The sequence below is a fragment of the Photobacterium kishitanii genome, from assembly GCF_003026355.1.
Lineage (GTDB): Bacteria > Pseudomonadota > Gammaproteobacteria > Enterobacterales > Vibrionaceae > Photobacterium > Photobacterium kishitanii.
This window is the reverse complement of sequence record NZ_PYON01000012.1, coordinates 61164-77731: the sequence shown is the minus strand read 5'-3', so window position 1 is coordinate 77731 and position 16568 is coordinate 61164. Positions and strand designations below refer to the sequence as shown.

General features: G+C 33.0%; 13 protein-coding genes. 10 read left to right on the top strand and 3 right to left on the bottom strand.

Annotation, left to right across the window (positions count from 1 at the left end):
• Positions 1-98 precede the first annotated feature (98 nt).
• From C0W29_RS14430 to C0W29_RS14395, 8 genes are all read left to right on the top strand, one after another.
• Entirely contained in the window at positions 99-512 is a 414-nt protein-coding gene (locus tag C0W29_RS14430; RefSeq protein WP_373455688.1) for an ankyrin repeat domain-containing protein, read from the top strand.
• A 57-nt stretch (positions 513-569) separates the two neighbouring features.
• Complete coding sequence (locus C0W29_RS14425) at positions 570-1079, top strand: superoxide dismutase family protein (protein ID WP_045044794.1); 510 nt, start codon at positions 570-572, stop codon at positions 1077-1079.
• Between the two features lie 817 nt (positions 1080-1896).
• Positions 1897-2334 carry a hypothetical protein gene (locus C0W29_RS14420; RefSeq protein ID WP_045044793.1) on the top strand — a complete coding sequence of 146 codons (438 nt, stop codon included), beginning with the start codon at positions 1897-1899 and terminating at the stop codon, positions 2332-2334.
• Positions 2335-3159: 825 nt separating this feature from the next.
• Positions 3160-4800, top strand: a complete 1641-nt coding sequence (locus tag C0W29_RS14415) for a HAMP domain-containing methyl-accepting chemotaxis protein (protein ID WP_107174064.1) — start codon at positions 3160-3162, stop codon at positions 4798-4800.
• A 166-nt stretch (positions 4801-4966) separates the two neighbouring features.
• The gene (locus tag C0W29_RS14410) at positions 4967-5359 is read left to right on the top strand and encodes an H-NS family histone-like protein (RefSeq protein ID WP_045041364.1); all 393 of its coding nucleotides are present in this window, start codon (positions 4967-4969) and stop codon (positions 5357-5359) included.
• 576 nt (positions 5360-5935) lie between these two features.
• Complete coding sequence (locus tag C0W29_RS14405) at positions 5936-6280, top strand: hypothetical protein (protein ID WP_045041363.1); 345 nt, start codon at positions 5936-5938, stop codon at positions 6278-6280.
• Between the two features lie 279 nt (positions 6281-6559).
• A complete protein-coding gene (locus C0W29_RS14400) occupies positions 6560-7723 on the top strand; it encodes an alpha-hydroxy acid oxidase (RefSeq protein WP_045044792.1) in 1164 nt (387 codons plus the stop codon).
• 762 nt (positions 7724-8485) lie between these two features.
• Positions 8486-9988, top strand: a complete 1503-nt coding sequence (locus C0W29_RS14395) for a YadA C-terminal domain-containing protein (protein WP_158260028.1) — start codon at positions 8486-8488, stop codon at positions 9986-9988.
• 81 nt (positions 9989-10069) lie between these two features.
• Here C0W29_RS14395 and C0W29_RS14390 read toward each other — a convergent pair whose 3' ends face one another.
• Both C0W29_RS14390 and C0W29_RS14385 read right to left on the bottom strand, forming a co-directional pair.
• Positions 10070-10921 (bottom strand): cysteine hydrolase family protein, encoded by an 852-nt coding sequence (locus tag C0W29_RS14390; protein ID WP_045041360.1) that lies wholly within the window; start codon positions 10919-10921, stop codon positions 10070-10072.
• A gap of 155 nt (positions 10922-11076) precedes the next feature.
• Positions 11077-11712, bottom strand: coding sequence for an NAD(P)-dependent oxidoreductase (locus C0W29_RS14385; protein WP_181317527.1), 636 nt, complete (start codon positions 11710-11712; stop codon positions 11077-11079).
• Positions 11713-12102: 390 nt separating this feature from the next.
• Here C0W29_RS14385 and C0W29_RS14380 point away from each other — a divergent pair, with 390 nt between their 5' ends.
• Positions 12103-13470: an MATE family efflux transporter gene (locus tag C0W29_RS14380; RefSeq protein WP_045044790.1), complete on the top strand. Its 1368-nt coding sequence runs from the start codon at positions 12103-12105 to the stop codon at positions 13468-13470.
• Positions 13471-13870: 400 nt separating this feature from the next.
• Positions 13871-15412 (top strand): EAL domain-containing protein, encoded by a 1542-nt coding sequence (locus C0W29_RS14375; RefSeq protein WP_045044789.1) that lies wholly within the window; start codon positions 13871-13873, stop codon positions 15410-15412.
• A gap of 114 nt (positions 15413-15526) precedes the next feature.
• On the opposite strand, the gene C0W29_RS14370 is transcribed toward C0W29_RS14375, so the two are convergent.
• The gene (locus C0W29_RS14370) at positions 15527-16543 is read right to left on the bottom strand and encodes an adenosine deaminase (RefSeq protein WP_045041357.1); all 1017 of its coding nucleotides are present in this window, start codon (positions 16541-16543) and stop codon (positions 15527-15529) included.
• Positions 16544-16568: the final 25 nt, after the last annotated feature.

Genomic DNA, 16568 nt, shown 5'->3' with positions numbered 1-16568 from the left:
ACACCTTTGTAAGTTTCCTCTATTCAAAGGTGAAGAAAATGAAAAATATAATTTATATTACGTTTTCTCTGATGTTATTAGCAACATCAAATTTAGCAATGGCCTTAGATCATCATAAAAAAGACTCTGAACAGTTAATATTATTATTTTTTGATGCTGCTAGGATTGGAAATAATGAAGTGCTAAATGAATTTATTTATGCTGGGTTTCCTATTAATGAGCGTAATCCTCAAAGTTATACCGTATTGATGGTTGCAGCTTATTATGGAAATGAATCATCCGTCGATTTATTGCTTAAAGAAGGCGCTAATGCTTGTATTGAAGATAAAAAAGGAAATACTGCATTCATGGGTGCTTTACTTAAAGGTGAAATAAAAATAGCAAGGAAGTTATATAAGGCTAATTGTAGTTATGGAGATCATCGTAATAAATCAGGGCTAAGTTTAGAAGAGTTTGCTACTTTATTTGGACAACGAAAAGCATTAGATTCATTTAATAAGTTGGAGCGGTAAATAATTAATAAAATATTATTTAACTGTGGTATGGAATTATTTTAAAGGATAATAAATATGAAAAAAATACTACTTTCTACTTTGATTTTAGCTTCTGCGAGCGTAAGTGCTGCAGATCTTTCTGTTAAAATGACAGATCTTAATTCTGGTGCAATGGTAGGTACTATATCAGCACAGCAAACAAAATATGGTGTAGTCTTTACTCCGCACTTAGCTGGATTACCTGCAGGATTACATGGTTTCCATGTTCATGTTAATCCATCATGTGGCACAACAGAAAAAATGGGCAAACCTGTTTTAGGTGGTGCTGCAGGTGGTCACTATGATCCAATGAAAACGAATAAACATGGCTATCCATGGAATGATGATAATCATTTAGGTGACTTACCGCCGCTTTATGTCGACATGAAAGGTAATGTTGAGCAACCCGTTCTCGCTCCTAGATTGAAATTGTCTGATTTAAAAGGGCGAGCTTTAATGATTCATGCTGGAGGTGATAACCATTCAGACCATCCTAGCCCTCTTGGTGGTGGTGGCGCACGTTTGGTTTGTGGGGTGGTTAAATAATAAATGATTGCAGCTATAATATTTAGCAGAAGTATTATGGCTGTTTTAATCACTAAGTTTATTGTTTGTATCAAGATTATTTATTTTATCTATATTAAAGCCAAAGGGAATTAGCTTTAGCAACGAAATTTATTTTTAGAGTAAGTGAATAGAGTAAAAAATAAACTTCGGAAAAGCAATAAGTTGAATGTGTTACTATAAAATCAGATCTATAGTCATGGTATACTATTATCTATACTGTTAACCATAAAGTTAACACTTGTATTGACTCTGTACTAATTATGCTATTATAATTCAGGCTATTGAGATAGATCTCATAGCTCTTTTATAAATTACGTACGTCAATAAATGTACTTAATAAACTATTAGTCCAACTGATTAAGAATTGAATTGTATAATTCTTAATAAAAGCTTCTAGCACTAATTTTCTATAAAATAATAATAAGTACCATATTGAATGTTGCGACTAGTGGTACAGGTGTTTGTGCATTGAAGATATAAGCACTAGAGTTTATTGGGTTTTTAGTGGTTATAGTGAAGTTTCACATCGGAATTGTTATCGAGTATCAAGGGCTTATAAGGAAGTGAAACTGGTAAGAGTTAAATTCTTTATGCCTAAATAAAGAAGACTTATTGTTTGGATGCAACCGTCGATGACGGTTTTTTTATTTCAACTTTGTTGCTTTATAGGTAAGCGGTTTCGGGGTGAAATATCCTCTTAAAAATAAATAACTAATTACTGAATTATCAAAGTTTGTTGATTACGTTCGTAAAAGTAAAACACTTAAAATCTCTCATTATTTAAATAGGTAAATTTATGAAAACTACAATTAAAACTATTGCTATTGCGTCTTTGTTCGCTTCATTTGGAACATTTGCGGTCAGTCCTGTAACTGGCTGGGTCGTTGAAGACGGTCTTATCGGTTCCCCTCAAGTGAAGCAAGATGGAATTACGGCGGTTTCATCTTTCGAGAAAAAAGATGGAAAGATTATCTTTTCTATGATGATGGTTTCCGATAAAAAATCAGATGATGTAGGGATCAAATTGATTGAAACTGAGTCCCCGATTATGGTTAACGGCAAAAAAATCATGATGGAAGAGCAACGACAGGGTCAATTAAGGAGCTTCAATCCTAAAACAGAGGCTGGCACTCAATATCTTTTAAATGAGTTCAAGACAAAAGATGGTGTAATAATTGAAAACTTAACTTATTCAACGAACTCATTTAATCAAGCGTTTGAAAAACTTCAGTAATAATATAAATAAGGCAAGGATGCCTTTTTATTAAACCAAAAAATAAAATTTAATAATTAAAGCTTCAGTTATCAATCAGGATTAATGATTGCTATATATGATTATATGCAGGTGATTCATTTAACCATTCCAGAGATAATTAATTTATAATCAATAGGTTAAGTACTTAAATTTATATGTAAATCTTAGGGTTTAAATGATGATAATTATATCGATAGTTATTATTTTTATTTTAAGGGTTAGCAAAAGATAATAAAATGAGTTTATATCATACCAAATATTTCAACTAGCTCTATAAGTAAATGGATAAGTACTGAACCAGGAATATTAGTAAGTCCTACTGTTGATAGTGCCGCTGGTACAGAGAAAGGTCATTTTTCAGATGCTATTAGTGACCATATTATTGAAACAGATATTATTAATACTGATTTTGAAATTGGCGATAAAAATATAAATATAGCTATGAAGTACGAGCAAATTAATACGTTCTTTATTATCACGTTCAGATAAGTATAGCGGCTGAATGATAATAACCCTATTAATTATGCGGGTAGAATAGGAAAAGCCTTTATCGCTGTGTAGGAAGATCCTAAAAGGTAAAGATAAACTCGATCGAATGCTTGATCTTACTGTATGTGTAGTTGATTTTTGGTAGGGAAAATATCGATGAAAAAGTTATTTATCCCTTGTCTATACTAGGTTTACAGGCATTACTGATTCAATGAATTATAACATTTTTAATAAGATAGAGATTATTATATTTAAATTTCATTGTTTTTTGTCGATATACTTAATATTAAAAACCTTATAAGCAATGAGTCTAGTTTGAATTTTTTAAAAAACACATCGATTGTAAGAAAAATAACAATATCTTTTATAGTTATGTTTGTGTTTGTTTTGTGTCTGTTTTTCACAATAAATAAACAATTGAAAAGTATAGGTCAGGAAATAATAAGAATATCCGATATATCGATACCAGGATTAATGATTGTCAGTGACATTAATCAAAATATATCTAACTTAAGAAGAGAACAATTTGCTGTAATTCTATATAATAATTCTGGTATAGAGAGAAAAACCACCTCTCTATCTAAAATAGATGGATATTATAGTAATATTGATAATCTGATCTTAAAATATAGTAAAATTGTGGATGGAAACGATGATAAATATGCTTATAATGAGCTAAAGAAATCATGGCAGACGTATAAGAATAAATGTGATGATTTTGATAGTTATATTAACAGTAATAATATCAATTTAGCCGGTGATATATTAGAACATTCATATAAAAAATTTATAGATATGAATGATAAGGTCAATAGTTTATATAAAGTAAATGTTGGATATACACAAAAAAACAACAAAAAGGTATCATCTGAAATATCGAGTGCATTTTATGTTTCGATAATTAGCTTTTCTATATTGGCTATTTTATTTATTATGATTAATATTATACTTAATCGCCAAATTATAAATCCTTTAACTTTAATCAATAATTTATTAGAAGAAATCTCTAAGGGTAATCTTACATATAAGTTTAATCGTACTGATATTGCAAATGATGAATTTGGTAAATTAGCTGATATTAGTCTACTTATGAAAGATAATCTTCTAAACCTTATTGAAGAAATAAGAGTGTTAGTTATTCAACTTAACTCATCTGTTGATGAGGTAAGCTCTGTTGCTCAGCAGTCATCGACAGGTATGCAGGAACAACAAAATCAAGTTATATTGATTGCAACTGCAATGGAACAGATGCGGGTAACCGTCGCAGAAGTAGCCCATAATACCGAAAAATCATCATCGTCAGCCAGTGATATTAATAATAATGTAAAACAAGGTATTAGTGATCTTTCATTGACAATCTCAGAAATTGAAAAAGCGTCAATTGAAATAAACAGAGCTGAAGAAATAGTTAGTCTGCTAGAAAAGGAATCAATAAATATTAATGTTGTTGTTGATGTTATTCGAAGCATAGCTGATCAAACAAACCTTCTAGCTTTAAACGCTGCTATTGAAGCCGCTAGAGCTGGAGAGCAAGGCCGTGGTTTTGCTGTTGTTGCTGATGAAGTTCGTACATTAGCTGGTAGAACTCAGGATTCAACAGGCGAAATTATTTCTATTATTGAAAAATTACAATTGAGCGTAAATGCTGCTAAAGCGGTCACGCATAAAAGTGAAGAGTTAATAAATAGATGTGTTGAAAATAGCCATCAAACTGGTGAAGATATTAAAGCGATTGGATTACAAGTAAACGGCATGTCTGAACTGAGCTTTCAAATAGCAACTGCTTGCAGTGAACAAGACTCTGTAACCGAAGCATTAGGGGAAAATATTGAAAATATTAGTAACTCTGCGATAGAGGTGGCAAGGGGAGCTGACTATACGGCTAAGTCTTGCGCTGAAATTAGTCAATTATCTTTATCATTACAAAATACAATAAATCGTTTTAAATTAAGTTAATAAATTTATCTCATATTCAATGAGATTGAATGCTATTTGCAAATAAAATATTTGAATACGGATATTCTTAAGAGGTCGCTGTGGCTGCCTTTATCGTAACGTTAGTACTATAAAATATAAAAACATCTGTTTAGATTGTTTATAAACCTATTTAGAGAAGAATAAAATGAATGACACAATGAAGATTTTACTTAATTTACGTAGCTTACGTGTAGTATGTCGTGACATTGAATTATCTGACCTTAAAGATGCGCTAGATAAATTAACATTAGTTGTAAATGAGATTTTTGAAGAATCAGAAAAAAAAGAAAAAGAGGATGCTGAACGATTAGAAAAATTAGAACAATATCGTTTAATGCTAGCTGAAGATGGTATTGAACTGCATGAACTGAGTAGTATAATTACAGAAAAGAAAACCAAACGAACTCCTCGTCCTGCAAAGTACAAATTCAATGATGAAAATGGCAATGAAAGAACATGGACAGGTCAAGGGCGTATGCCAAAAATAATAAAGGAATTGCTTGAGCAAGGTTATTCATTAGAAGATCTGGAAATTTAAGTATATTTAATAATGAAATAGATAAACTTTAATTAAAGTAATTTATCTATTGTATTTAATCGCCCTAGGTTTATTTGTTTTCTTAGGGCTTTTTTATATCTAAAGTTTAGGTGATTTAATTTTAGTTCGATTCGCAGTATCTGATAACTATCATTGTTCTATTAACGGCATGCATTATCACCTGATTCTAACAAGATAGATTATATTTCACAATTGAACGTGCCTTTTATTTTATAAATATGAAGTAAGTTTATTATTTAATACTACCTATATAATTTTTTATTTATAGTATTATTATCTGTATTGTTGATTTTATATTTAATCTGCATGTTAAACTTTATTTAAATTGTATAATGGTAGTTTATTTATAAAATATTAACTAATATTCTATTTCTTTTTTCTATCACGCAACGTTGCTTACAAATTGGGTATTGTAAAATCTCGTATATCTTAATTTAACGAATGAAAATATATAATATTTCTCTCTGAAAAATAAATATGTAAATAGATCTTTTTATTTATCCATTTTAGGTATAAACCATAGGTACTGAATTCATTCTTGAGATGGAATTTGATATGAAAAAGATGATCGTTGCCGTATTACTTGGTTTAGCTGTTATTGCCTCTACTTCAGTTCAAGCTAATGATTGGGGAAGTTGGGGAGGTATTCAAAAAGGACGCGTTGAAAGTGCTAGAATTTGTGGGAAAAATGGTTATATATTTAGGGTTCGAGATTCATTCTATGTAGCTAAGTATGTGTCAGGTAAGCGATTTGCAGTTGGCGTTCCTGTTAAAGCTCGATTTGGTAAAAATAAATGGTTGAGATTAGAAGGTATAAGTAATGATGGTACTTATTTAATTAAACGAAAATATTACAGTTTATCTAATGCTAAGCTTAATGCCTGTAATTTAGGTTGGTAACGCTATATTTTATAATTTATAACTGTTTGTAAATCTAATGATTGAAAAGTTTCATAATGTAAAGCTGTATTCTCTTGGGATACAGCTTTTCTTATTCCTCTTTTTTATTATTTAGTTACGATCGAGATATTAGCATAATTGTGATCTATGTTTTTCATATTACAGATGTATTAATGGTGAGTTAGTGAGTGATAAGTGGTAGTGTTTATTGGATAAATAGGCCTTAGTTATGAATACAAAAATAGATAATCAAAATAAAAATATAATAAAGGAAGTATCATGAACGACTATTTTAATACTAGATATCCATCTGTTGATTTACTCAGGAAAAAAGCAAAATCGCGTTTGCCAAAGTTTGCTTTTGAATATGTTGATGGTGGCTGTAACAACGAGATTGGTTTAAGACGTAATACGGATGATATTCGAGAACTTGAACTTATTCCTTATTATTTAAGGGACTATAAGGATGTTTCATTAAAAACGACATTGTTCGGTGAAACTTATGATGCTCCATTTGGTGTAAGTCCAGTTGGACTACAAGGGCTTATTTGGCCGGAAGCACCTGAGATTTTGGCAAAAGCGGCTTTTGAGCATAACGTCCCATTTATATTGAGTACAGTGTCAACAGCATCCATTGAAACGATTGCTGAAATTACTGAGGGTAAAATGTGGTTTCAGTTATATCATCCAGTTGATGATGCTATCACTGATGATTTACTTGCTCGTTGTAAAGCAGCAGGGGTTAAAACGTTAGTACTATTATCAGACGTTCCTACATTTGCTTATCGTCCGAAAGAAATAAAAAACGGGTTGGCAATGCCTCCAAAAATGACAGCAGAAAATATGCTGCAGATAATGCTTTCTCCTGAATGGGCGCTTGAGACCTTAATTAAAGGAAAACCAGAGTTTAAAACGTTAACCAAATATATGTCGGGCTCAATGGATATGCATCATTTAGCCCTATTTATGGATAAAACCTTTAATGGTCGCTTAAGTGAGGAAAAAGTACGAAAGTTACGTGATAAATGGGATGGGAACTTAGTACTAAAAGGCTTATCGACTGTTGAAGATGCAAAAAAATCTATTGAAATAGGGTTGGATGGGATCATTGTCTCTAATCATGGTGGACGACAGCTGGATGCTGGCCCATCAACCATAAGTAAAGGGGTTGAAATCCTTAATGCGTGTAAAGGCCAAACAGCTATTATGATGGATAGTGGTATAAGAGAAGGCTCTGATATTGCTTGTACTCTAGCTGCAGGGATGGATTTTACATTTATGGGGAGGAGTTTTATGTATAGTGTCGGCGCACTAGGTCAAAATGGTGGTCATCATGCGATGAATATGATTAAGAAACAGCTCCAGCAAGTGATGGAACAAGTATGCTGTGAAAAACCACAAGATTTGCCTAATCATTTAGCAAAAATCAAGAATATTTGGTGATCAATCGTACGTTGTTATCTGAACTGTTTGAAACGATGTAGATGTTACTTTTTATTTATATCGTAAAATCGGAATCGTAGAGATTCTGAGAAAATATTAAAATTAGAAGCTCACTAAAGGCTGCCAGTAGGCGGCCTTTTTTATACAAAATAATATAGAGTTAGTCGTAGTTATAACTCTAAGTTTAAATCTTACTTGAATTATATCCGTTGACTATTTTTTAATGTAAATTAATCCCTTCTAGATCTGTAAGCTTGTTCTTTAATATACTGAGTTGATTGTCTATGAATGTCGTAGTAGATAATTAAATGTTATGTTATGGATTTGATAAGAATTGAAATTCGCCAAGTCTTTATTACGTATTGAAAGGTAGAAAAAAGGATTGTGTTTAATGAGTTTTAACTAGATATATGTTTTATCTTAGCTTTTATCTATTCTTTTCATTAGTACTACGAATGCTGATAAGTGAAATCATATATTTCATTTATTGATATCTTTCGCCACATATGTAAAATAAACACCGTAGTTATTTGTCTTATGTTTCTTTTGTTAACTTTTAATTGTTAATAAAAACAATAATTAATATAACTTTGTTGCTTTTGTAAAATAAATTCCGATGGTTATTTTTTTATGATTATTATGTAAATCGTTTTTATGAATTACGTTAATCATTTTATTCGAATAGCAAATGTAATATTTTAGGCTAATGTTTTTATCTCATTAATCATAGTTATATAACTACTATAAATTGGAATGTTAACAATGAAGCTACAATGTCTTCTATTATTTTCAACTGTAATAACAACATCGGCATTCGCTGCACAGACAAATATAATTTTTGGTCAGCCAAATACAGGGGAAGATGATCCATATGTTAATGGAAAGTTGGAAAATTATAATATTGCTATTGGTTTAAATACAACATTTGTAGGTAGCGGCAATTTAAATTTTGGTATTGAAAGCAAGAGTAAGGATGAATCTATTTCTATCGGTAATCATGCTACCTCTGATCATGAGTCTCTTGCATTAGGATCCGGTTCTGTTGCCAGTAACAAAAGTATTGCGATTGGTTTTCACTCTTTTTCTGAGGATGGTCAGGTTTCTATTGGTAATATATATGAACAGCGTCGTATTGAAAATATGGCAGCAGGTCAAAAAGCTACAGATGGTGTTAATGTTAGCCAGTTGATACCATTAAAAAATAATATTACGGTTAATAAAAATAAAATTAAAACAGTTGAAATGATTGTTGTAGAAAACAGCTCAGGTATTTCAAACAACAAAAGTCAAATCGAAACGAGTAAAAATGCTATAACAAACAACAGTTCAGGTATTTCCATTAATAAAAGTACTATTGCGGCTAACAGTACAAGTATTTCAAATAATAAAGGTCAAATTGGAACGAATAAAAGTGTTATTTCGAACAACAGTTCAGGTATTTCCATTAATAAAAGCGCTATTGCGGTTAACAGTACAAATATTTCAAACAACAAAGGTCAAATCGGAACGAATAAAAGTGTTATTTCAAACAACAGTTCAGGTATTTCCATTAATAAAAGCGCTATTGCGGCTAACAGTACAAGTATTTCAAATAATAAAGGTCAAATTGGAACGAATAAAAGTGTTATTTCGAACAACAGTTCAGGTATTTCCATTAATAAAAGCGCTATTGCGGCTAACAGTACAAGTATTTCAAATAATAAAGGTCAAATTGGAACGAATAAAAGTGTTATTTCGAACAACAGTTCTGGTATTTACATTAATAAAAGCGCTATTGCGGCTAACAGTACAAATATTTCAAACAACAAAGGTCAAATCGAAACAAATAAAAGTGTTATCACGAACAACAGTTCTGATATAGTTAAAAATAAAAAATTAGCAGTTAATAACCAAACTCATATTAGTAAAAATAAAACGCACATAGATGCAAACCGTACTAATATCCAGCGTAACTCTGCTCGCATTGAGTACAATAGAATTGATGTTGATAATAAGTTGAATCAATTAAAAAAAGATATTTACCAAGTAAGAAAACGGGCTAATGCAGGAACTGCTTCTGCTATGGCAATGACGCAAATAGCTGCACCGTTAAATGGGTATAAATATAATATTGGTATTGGTCTTGGTTCATATGGTGAGCAAGCAGCAACGGCATTGGGGGCAAAATTTAGAGTTAATCAGAATACTACTGTTGGTTTAACATCATCTTATGATTCTCAGCATAATTTTGGTACTTCTGTCGGTGCAAATTGGTCTTTTAATTAATTATCTCCTTTGAAGATACAGCATTAGTTTTATATCCATTAACGATAAGCATTAAAGGCTGCCATTGGTAGCCTTTGTTATTTAATCCATTGTAACTTCAGCTGTTTTAGTTACGTTTACTCCCAAATTGGCCATGTTTTCAGTAAATGTCTTTGCTTGTTGCTCAAAGCCTGCTACAGGACTCGTGGTATCAATAAGGATTGTTAATTTATTAATATCATCAGATGATAGCTTTTTGACTATTTGCTCAACGGTACTGGCAATACAGTGTGATAGAGCTTGGCCAGAGATAAAGACTTGATCACTACTCTTAACTAATTCGATTAATTGCGGATCAAATTGAGTTTTTATGTCATCTCGAAGCGGATATTCTGCTTCACAGCCGCCATAGTGTTCAGTATGTGGATTTTCACCTTTTGAAATAACATGATGTTGAGTTGCTTTATGCATTTCCCAAGCAGTAATAGCGGCATGAATAGGGCTCACAATGCAATGTCCTACTGAACCTATAACACAGTGAGTTGGCCAAATAATAAGGTTATATTTACCTGATTTTTCGAGTGATTGAGTATATTTAAGTACATGGCTAAGCTGTTCTATTTTAGTTGGTTGCCATATGCCATCGATAATATCTTGATGGCTAATTAGCGTAAATGGTGTTGGATGTTCACCTAGCTTATTTTGCCAATAAATAGAATGAGCAATGTCGTATTCATGGTGGCTATCGAGGGTAACAACAATATTGTTGATGTGGTCTTGTTGTTTATTAATAAATGCCGCAAGCATTTTTGCATCTTCCCATGAATTAGGAACAGGAAGAGACGGTGAAATAGTGTTTTGTTTTGAGTCTAAAATCAGCTGTTCGTTGAGTGGAACATCATAAAAGTCATATTGAGGATCAATGATGAGTAGCGATGTCATTTTTTGACGCATTACATACTCCATTATGTTTGAGGTAGTGACATGATACTGGTGAAATCATGCCATAAATTGAACTAAATATACGTGGGTGAGTGTTAATTTAAAAGAAATAAGATAGTTATCTATATTAGAGAGGGGCAAAGTTTACCCCTCGCGGGTGTCGAAATTTAGTAGGGTGCTAGATTAGGGTCAACGCACTGGAATATATGACCTGAGCTATCATTATTCAAAAGTAATTCGTAGCTCAATCGAGCAACCTCTCCACGGGTAATTGCACCGTGTACTTCAATGTCTTGTGAAATCTCACCTTGGTTAGTTGGAGCGCCATCTTTGAGTCCTCCTGGGCGGAGAATCGTGAAATCTAATGAACTACTTTGAAGCCATGCTTCTGCAAGTGTTTTTTCGCGAATTGCGTTACCAAAAACTTGTTTAGCTCGGTCTGAAAGATATTGCCATGAATTGCCACACCCAAGAGAAGTAATGAGTAATAGTCGGTTCGAAGCACTTTGTTCTAGTGCATCAATCAAATAACGATGTCCAATATAGTCAACAGGGGTATCAGCATGAAAGCTACCCATCGTTGAAATATTGATAGTATTTTCAGGTAGCATAGAAACAGCACTTTCAACTTGTTTTTTATCCGTTGCATCGCAGGAAATAGCGGTAATATTGTATTCTGTAATTTTGGGGTTTTTACTTGGGTTTCGTGCTATCGCTATAACATTAGCTCCTTGTTTATGAAAGTAGTCGATCATGGCTGATCCTAATCCGCTTCCTGCACCCCATATGGCTATATTCATCATCTATATATCTCAGTTGTTGATAATGATAATAGTTTGCATGTTTAATGCGGTAATCGCCAACTCTTTTTGTCCACTTCATCGGCATTAGCACTTACATAAGTCTGAGTTATTTGAGCGATAAATAATAAATTAAAGCTTTTTCTTTGGATTATGAATTAAAAATATTAATTTGTTTAATATTTTCATTACCCTTAGGGATAATTACTTTATAAGCTAATTGGCTTTATTGTTGTTTAGAATGTTGAATGTGATTAATGCATAGATGCGTAGTAGTTCAGGAATGCATAATATCAACAACTGAAAAAACCATCTCATATTCGGATAGTAAGTGACTTTTTACTATCCTATATCAGTAGATAATAATCGTATATTTTCTACTGGATTTTTCTTATGTACACATCATCAGAAATACAACAAAACAGCTCTATTGCACGTACTTTTTGGCGATATACTATTCCCGCAGTGGCTGCTATGGCGGTTAATGGCCTCTATCAAGTAGTCGATGGAGTGTTCGTTGGTCATTATGTTGGAGCTGAGGGACTTGCTGCAATTAATACCTCTTGGCCTGTTATTGCACTAGTTAGTGGGCTCGGTTTACTGATTGGTATGGGGGCTGGTAGTTTAATTTCGATCTATCGTGGTGAGCAAAACGCTGAGTACGCGCGTACTGCTATGGTGACTGGGTTAGGCTTAATTATTGCTTTAGGACTACTTGCTTCCCTGTACCTTATTATGTTTAGTGAGCCATTGATTGCTTTGCAAGGAGCAACAGGAAAAACATTACAATATGCTAATGACTATCTTACGGTTTTTTCGTTGTATGGCATAATTACTGTCGCTTCTGGAGCGTTACCATTTCTGATACGAAATGATGATAGTCCTATTGTCGCTACAGCGATGATGGTCGTGGGTGCGCTTACCAATGTGGTGCTGGATTATGTTTTTATTGGTGTATTAAATTGGGGATTAAAAGGCGCGGCATGGGGAACGGTGATAGCGCAAATTGTGACCGTGGTAATGGCACTCGTATACTTGATGTCGCGTTATTCTTACCTCGTTGTATTCAAACACACATTGCAATTTAGTTTAAGCGATGCACGAAAAAGTATAGTGATGGGAGCTTCTTCCTTAGTGATGTTCCTTTACTATGCAGTGGTGGTGGCTGCACATAATCGTTTATTTGTTGAATATGGCTCACCAACAAGTATTGCTGCATTTGCGATAGTTGCTTACTTTATGACTTTATATTACCACGTTGCAGAAGGAATAGCAGAAGGTATGCAGCCACAAGTGAGCTTCTATCATGGTGCAAAGCAATACACTAATATTGCTAAGGTCGTGAAGCTAGCGTCAATAGTGACATTGTGTATCGGTTTACTTTGGTTAGCCTTAGTAAATGCATTTCCTCATAAAATGATTGGATTGTTTACATCCGGTGATCCTCTGCTAATAGATGAAGCAACCTTGGGGATTCGCCTTCATCTTGCGGCAATTTATTTAGAAGGGTTGATTATTCTTGCCTCAATGTACTTTATGTCAATAGGGAAAGGTAGCATATCGATTAGTATTTCGGTTGCAAACGTACTAATGCAGTTTCCAATTCTTTTTATATTACCGAAAAAATTTGGATTAGAGGGCGTTTGGATGTCAATGCCTATATCAAATGCAATATTAGCTTTAATCGTATTGCCTCTCATGTGGTGTCATATTTTCCGCCAACAACGTATAGGAGATGGCCATACTGCTCCTGGACTCTAATGTTTTATAAGCATATGTTCGTTAAGTCTGATATGGCTCGCATATAAGCAAGTAAATTTATATTGTGTGAGTGTCCTCGTTTCAGAGAATAAAGGGTCGCATTTTAAATGTGCCCTTTATTTATGTGCTTTATTAGACTTATCTTATTTTAGCTGTGCTCGATAGGCTTAGCGTAAACACCATTGCGAGTAGAAAAGTAGGTTTTCTGGTGACTAATTAATAAACAATTGTGAGTGGCTTGTGTGTAAAAAGTTATTTTAAATAATGTTATATATATTGTGTATATGTTTTTATTGTAATATGATTTTTATTATATTGATTATACGGCTGAAATATCCACGAGATAAACGATGTGTAGTTCACATGTCAAAATATCTAATGGCGGATTTAAAGGAGGGTTATGGGAGGTAAAATAAAGAACATCTTAATTGTGCTTTTGACTTTTTTACCATGCATTTTCATTTTGCTTTTGTTTCATGCTGGTTTTGAGTTTTCTTTACACAAAGAATCAAAGCAACATGCTGTTAAAGTAGTAAAAGAAATTGATTCTATTCTCAACTATGGTGAAGAGTCTAACAACCTAGCTCTAAATTTAATCTCTGATGGGGATAGTTGCGAAAAAATATATAGTGAAATGAGAATAAATGTAGCTCGTATTCCTTATGTGAGAACTATTAATCTAGCTCACGGTAATAATATTTATTGTACGTCTCTTTGGGGAGCTGCTGAATTTCATAGTGACTCAATGAAGTACATTTCCGGTAAATTATATCTGATGCCGGGGAGTAATGTTGAACAGAAATACCCATTAATCGCCGTTCGGACTGTGATTGGGGAAAATGTTGCGCTTAGTGGTATCGATGGACGTTATATCAAACAGCTATTATCTGAACAAAAAAATAATTCATTTGTTATATCGTTAGCGATAGGAGATTCATGGTTAACCCATAATAATGAATTTACTCATGATAACCCCAATAAATCATTTTTAGCCGTTCAACGAGTGGAATCAAAAAATTTCCCTTTTTCAGTTTATTCTGGTTTCAATAGCTCATCATCTTGGCTAGCATTTTGGCAAGAAGATCAGTTTTATATTGTTGTTATTTTATTATTTCAAATATTGTTTTCTATTTTCTGCTGGTGGCAATTAACCCGACCACGACCTCTATATTTAGAATTAGAGAGAGCAATCAGGAAAAATGAGTTTGTGCCCTATGCGCAGCCTGTCGTAGATTCAGTAACACAAGAAATTATTGGTGTAGAAATCTTGATGAGGTGGAAGCATCCTTACCAAGGAATCGTTCGTCCAGATCTTTTTATCCCACAAGCAGAAGATTCTGGACTGATTATTCCAATGACTCATATGCTTTTAAAAGAAACCTCAAGACAATTGCGGGAATATAAACATTGCTTACCAGCTCCGTTTCATGTTGGAGTAAATATTTCTCCCCAACATTGCAATAGTTCAATTCTACTAGATGAATGTAAATACTTTGTCGATGAGGTTTCAAATCATAATATTATATTGGTATTGGAATTAACTGAACGTGAGGCTCTTGATGTTTCTGAGTTTACACAGGATCTATTTCATGATTTAAAAATACTCGGTTGTAAGATTGCTATCGATGATTTTGGAACTGGGCATTCGAGTTTAGTTAATTTGCAAAAAATTAATCTAGATTATCTTAAAATAGATCAGATTTTTGTTAAAAATATAGGTGTTGACTGTACTTCAGAACATTTAATTGAAAGTACAGTAGAACTTGCTAAGCGTTTGTCCCTTCGTATTATCGCTGAAGGGGTTGAGACTGAAGCGCAAGCTGAATATTTAAAGAAACAAGGTATAGAAAATTTACAAGGGTTTCTTTTTGCAAAACCAATACCATTAGGAGAGTTTCTTCAAAATTACAATCAGAATATTAGTGTCATAGATAGTGATTAAGCCGTTTAAGACAGAGAAAAACCAAGGCTATAATTACTTAGCCTTGGTGGTTACTTAATTAACTTGAGATACTCATAATTAATTAAAAGTAATGTATATTTTGATAAAAATGAGTTAAATATTAGCTCTATAGTTTTCGAGGTAATTTGTTACTTCTATTCTATATTTATCTTTTAGTTCTTCGCTAATGAAGCTCGCCTCTATTGCGTTAATCGTTAACTGTGTTAATTCACTTTTGGTCATTTTATGTGATTGATTGACTGCCATAAAATTATCAGTCATATATCCTCCAAAGTAGGCAGGATCATCTGAATTGATTGTTACAGTAACTCCTCTACGTAATAAATCAACAATATTATGTTGGCTCATATCGTTAAAGACACGCAGCTTAATATTTGAAAGAGGGCAAACGGTCAATGCCATTTTATTATTAATGAGTTGCTTAACTAAGTCTTCATCTTCAACACAACGCACACCATGATCAACTCGGCTAACTTTAAGCATATCAATTGCGTCAATAATATTTTGTGCTGGCCCTTCTTCTCCGGCGTGAGCTACTGTTTTTAATCCTGCTTGTTTCGCTAATTGAAAGGCATATTTGAACTTCTCTGGTGGGTTACCTGCCTCTGAAGAGTCTAATCCAACACCCGTTATTTTATCTTGGTGCTTTAATATGGATTCTAATGTTTCAATAGCACTTTCTTGGGATAAATGGCGTAAGAAACATGCAATGATATTTGAAGAAATACCAAATGACTTTTCTCCATCAAGTAATGCGTTGTAAATGCCATTAATGACGGTGTCAAATGCAATGCCTCGATCTGTATGTGTTTGAGGATCAAAAAAGATTTCTGTATGGATCACATTATCCAGTTTACAGCGTTCTAGGTATGCCCATGTTAAATCATAGAAGTCTTGTTCTGTGTGTAAAGCATGCGCACCTTGATAATAGATATCCAGAAAGGACTGTAGGTCTTCAAATTGATAAGCTTGGCGTAATGCCTCTGGTGAATCATAAGGAATATCTATTTGGTTGCGTTCTGCAATCTTAAATAATAGTTCAGGCTCTAATGAACCTTCGATGTGTAAATGGAGTTCTACTTTTGGTAACCCTAAAATAAATTCTTTCATATATGACCTGTCTAATTATGTGGAT